Source organism: Zymomonas mobilis subsp. mobilis ATCC 10988 (assembly GCF_000175255.2).
GTDB lineage: Bacteria > Pseudomonadota > Alphaproteobacteria > Sphingomonadales > Sphingomonadaceae > Zymomonas > Zymomonas mobilis.
The window spans coordinates 1-4,023 of record NC_017182.1 but is presented as its reverse complement, the minus strand read 5'-3'; the positions used below and the strand labels follow the sequence as shown (position 1 = coordinate 4,023).

Below are 4,023 nucleotides of genomic sequence, written 5' to 3'. Positions count from 1 at the left end.
TTCCACGTCCAAGTCCACGTGATCTTCCACGTCCAAATTATTCTTAGAAATTTTTTAACCATAAATCAGGCGTTTTCCGGCATAGAAGACGGACTAACCGTTAGCGGGTATAAATAGCTTCATTTTATATCCGCTAAACTTTGTCGATTTCCTTACTGAACGAGAACTAACTCATCATGTCTTTTCTATTGGCTTGCTATTTTTAAAAAAATGCTCGGAATTGTTTAAGAAGAGCCAAAAAGTCACATGAAAATTTTAGATAGAAGTCATTTGGATTAGAACAGGTAAGCACATGCTCATAAAGCCTTTCTGCTCGTGCTTTAATTTTGTCCTGTTCACTCCGAATAAATTCATATTGAGTAGCTAACAGCCGATTATATTTTATCGCTTGGTTTGAATAATCTATTTTTGTGGCAATCGAGGGTAGGATAGGGAACATATACCCCAGTTGAATCATCCCTAGCTTATTATCAGGTTTGTTTTTCTCATGCAGTTTAAAAACCGTCAAAGTCGATGGTCTTATTTTATCTTGCTTACTTTTGTATGAAGTTAAGGGCGCAAGGAAATCTGTACCAGAAACGCTTAGAATAATACCGACATATGCCCGCTTATTGTCTTTGGGGTCTCGAATACGAGAATCTATTTCTTTCAAGAAATTTATATAATTATCGTCAACCCGATAAAAGCCAATAGACATAGATGACCCAATATAAAAGGGGCAGTTTTTCAACTACCCCTGACCCACATTAAGGCAGTGGAGCGCCTATTTTCACCCCCACATTTAAGGTAGTGAGACACCTTACAAAGCAATTTAAGTATTATTCTGACGCTTGTCAACGAAGGATAATAGCATTTGTTTTCCGCGTGCTTGCTATTTCCGACAGCGATTACTGAGCCGAGATAGTAATAGTGTAGGATATCAGTTTATCGGTGATTTTGACTAAAATTATGTGTTTTTATGGTTGACAGTTATCAGTCAGGTCAAGGTCAACGAGGGTTTTAAAAAGATTACCTCTATGTCCTGATATCTACAATATAACCCATTGAAAATAATAATCTTTTTTTGATTAACCTCAATATTTTTAAAGATTTAAAACTATTTTTTTAAATTTTAAAAGATTGAAAGATCGGCTTTCAAGAATCTTGAAAAAAAACAGGAAAAATGAGGGGCAGGTTAGGTGAAGGACTAGTCCTTCACTTGATTTATTCGCATCGAAGATGCTCAATATACAGCTTATAAATATACGTTTTTAAGACGAGCTTAACCTGTTAAATATTTCTGGTAGAAAATCAGAAAGAGAAACCTTTAGAATTCTATTCTATTTTTGCTTGCTTTGAAGCGCAAAATAAGCGTAAATTTTCAACCAGTTTTGAAATACTTTCAGGGCAAAAAAAACGTCCGGTTGCAGGAAACAACCAGACGTTTTGATTTTGAAATGTAACGGTTACTAGAACCGACATACCAATAAAAAGCAATGTTGATTCTAATGATTGTTGCAGGAATACGCAAGCCTCTAAAGAGGTAAAAAATTGTGTAGTGAAATCTAGCCCTGTCCATAGAGAGGACAGGAAAATGATAAAAGTAAGTGCTTCTAATCTTATCCAGCAGCTTCAGTCCCAAGAGGATACTAGCGCAACAACGGATAAATTAGTTTTCCGAAGTTATAACGAACAACCGCCACAGCCTGAATTTGATGAGAATGACTATTTTCGTCAGCTTGTCAAAAGTGGTTTAGATGCTGAATCTGCGGCAGACATTGCCCATAAAACCGCCCAAGCCAGATTTCTTGACCCACTGGAACGTGCAGAAATCAGATTGAAGCCATTAGACCCCGTTCATAGAAATTCTTATGAAGTGGGCGAACGTGAACATCTCGTTTGGAAAGCTATCAATAAAGATCATATTGGTGCCTATCTTGAAGCTGTCGATCAGTATTCGATCAAGACACGGGCTTTAAGTGATAAAGCGGTTCGTTTGCTAAAGATGCTGTTTCGGATGGCTGACTTTAGAACAGGTCGTTTAGAACCGACTCTTGAGACTATTTCTGAAAAAGTTGGTTTTGCTCGTGCGACCGTTGTCCGATTATTGAGGCAGCTAAAAGAGCAAGGATTCCTTCGTTGGATACGGCGATCAATCAGAATTAAAAAGGAAGATGCCCGCCCTCAGCGGAGGCAAACCAGCAATGCTTACGGCTTTTTATCTCCGGCCTCTTGGCCTGAAATAGCGAAACAGGCCTTTTTGCATGTCATGCAGCGCAGACATATTCCCCTGCCCGATGATTTTTCTCATGCTCAAGAAAATGAGGCGGCAACAACGGAAAAAATGCTGGAAAGTTTGCCCGTAAAAGAGTTTGCGGAAGTAATCCTGGGAGAGACAGAAAAAGGGGAGAGAAAAGAGCGCAAAACACCGCCTGACCGACCCTTGAAAAAGCCCCAAAATTCGGGATTTTTACGAGAGTTCAATTTTGATACTCTATATAGTTATAATTATTTATATAATAACGCTCTGGAGACCTCTAAAACCCGAAAAGACCAAACTGATCCGTTCCTTTTAGCTCTTTACGATAGAAAGTTTCGGACAGATCAAAACGCAGCTATCCTTGAACACCGCAAAAAAAGAAAAAAACTCGGCTGGATGCCTCTTTCTCCAGACGAAATAGCACAGCTGTTGATTAAAACCCGACAGATGAAGCCATAATTATACCCAAAAGCTTTCAAACACGCTTAGAAGACAGAAAGCTGTTCGCTTCGCTCACAGGCTAGGCGAAAAAGAAATTGGGCTTCTTACGCTACTCTACGGACGATTAAACGCATATTTTTTTAGAAAGGGGAATGAAGTTTCCTTCTTTCTCATTCAATTATAGCGTTCCTGTCTCTATCTTTTTTATTAACCGGCAAAACCATTCATAGGTGCAGTCCAGTTCTTTACCGATCTCGTCAAAGATCATCTGGCGGGAATAACCCTTTTCTAATTTCCTAAAAATAAAATCTTTTCGGGCAAAAAATCTTACTTTTACCATGCCGCGCCGATTTCTTACCATTTTGAACCTATCCTATTTGATTTTGCTTCATTTAGTTACATTTAGTTTTAATTAAGGTCACTTAAGTTCATTTAATTACATAGAATAAAGGCTGAACTAGAATGAAACTAAATGTAACCAAATTTCTCCCCTTTTGAAGGCAAGATGGGTTGCCCCACATGGGGCAACAAACCTTACTCGCCTTTGGCTCAACGGAATAAAAATGTCGGACCGAGGGCGCAGAAATCTGTTCCAGTCAGAATGACTATAGAGGAATACGATCAGATTAAGAGGACAGCAGAAAAAGTTCGCTTGCCAGTATCAACCCTTCTTCGAGAATTGGCACTAGGTCACAATCCGCCTAGCCGAATTGAACAAGACACCTTTTTGTAAGTAGCTTATCTCCGAGGTGATCTTGTTGAGTAGTTAAGAAAAATTATTCCGGCAAAGGGAAAATAGCCACCCTTTTGGGAAAAAATCTATAGCAAAGCTGTAGCCGTATCTTTTGCTTTTTTATATTTGGACATAATTTAATCAGGTGTAATTATAATTACACCTGATTAGTTATATTTTACTTTTTTGGTTTTGGTTTTCTTTGAGAAAGATCTGAACCAGCAACGCTTTTTTCTGTTTTTGTGCTCTTCGGATCTCTCAAAATTTTTGATGATTCTGATGCTGGTTTTTTTCCTGTCGTCATAAATAATTCCTTTTTAAAATTTAAATACCAACTTTAATAAAAGGAAGAAAATCTAAAATACAATATGCAATTTATTATGAAAAAAACCAATAATAAGATTTGGTTTTTTTCATAATAAATTGACTTTTACTAATTAGGAATCTTTCTTTAAAAAATACCTGTCTTTTAATTTATAAATAGAAAGTGATCAGATGAAATCTGATGTCTTATTAAATTATCCAAATCCGCGTGATCTTCCACATCCAAGTCCGCGTGATCTTCCACATCCAAGTCCACGTGATCTTCCACGTCCAAGTCCACGTGATC

4 protein-coding genes are annotated in these 4,023 nt (G+C 37.6%); 2 read left to right on the top strand and 2 right to left on the bottom strand.

What is annotated here, in order from left to right; all coding sequences use genetic code 11:
- Positions 1-202: 202 nt before the first annotated feature.
- Entirely contained in the window at positions 203-697 is a 495-nt protein-coding gene (locus tag ZMOB_RS09655) for a type III toxin-antitoxin system ToxN/AbiQ family toxin (RefSeq protein ID WP_014466439.1), read from the bottom strand.
- Between the two features lie 876 nt (positions 698-1,573).
- Between ZMOB_RS09655 and ZMOB_RS09650 the strand changes: the two genes are divergently transcribed.
- Both ZMOB_RS09650 and ZMOB_RS10615 read left to right on the top strand, forming a co-directional pair.
- The gene (locus ZMOB_RS09650) at positions 1,574-2,698 is read left to right on the top strand and encodes a helix-turn-helix domain-containing protein (protein ID WP_014466438.1); all 1,125 of its coding nucleotides are present in this window, start codon (positions 1,574-1,576) and stop codon (positions 2,696-2,698) included.
- Positions 2,699-3,185: 487 nt separating this feature from the next.
- A complete protein-coding gene (locus ZMOB_RS10615) occupies positions 3,186-3,413 on the top strand; it encodes a plasmid mobilization protein (RefSeq protein WP_427926895.1) in 228 nt (75 codons plus the stop codon).
- A gap of 178 nt (positions 3,414-3,591) precedes the next feature.
- On the opposite strand, the gene ZMOB_RS10515 is transcribed toward ZMOB_RS10615, so the two are convergent.
- The gene (locus ZMOB_RS10515) at positions 3,592-3,717 is read right to left on the bottom strand and encodes a hypothetical protein (RefSeq protein WP_282553786.1); all 126 of its coding nucleotides are present in this window, start codon (positions 3,715-3,717) and stop codon (positions 3,592-3,594) included.
- Between the last annotated feature and the right edge of the window lie 306 nt (positions 3,718-4,023).

Excerpts from the sequence above, each read along its gene's own strand:
- ZMOB_RS09655 (WP_014466439.1), bottom strand. The coding sequence starts at position 697 with ATGTCTATTGGCTTTTATCGGGTTGACGATAATTATATAAATTTCTTG.
- ZMOB_RS09650 (WP_014466438.1), top strand. The coding sequence starts at position 1,574 with ATGATAAAAGTAAGTGCTTCTAATCTTATCCAGCAGCTTCAGTCCCAA.
- ZMOB_RS10615 (WP_427926895.1), top strand. The coding sequence starts at position 3,186 with ATGGGTTGCCCCACATGGGGCAACAAACCTTACTCGCCTTTGGCTCAA.
- ZMOB_RS10515 (WP_282553786.1), bottom strand. The coding sequence starts at position 3,717 with ATGACGACAGGAAAAAAACCAGCATCAGAATCATCAAAAATTTTGAGA.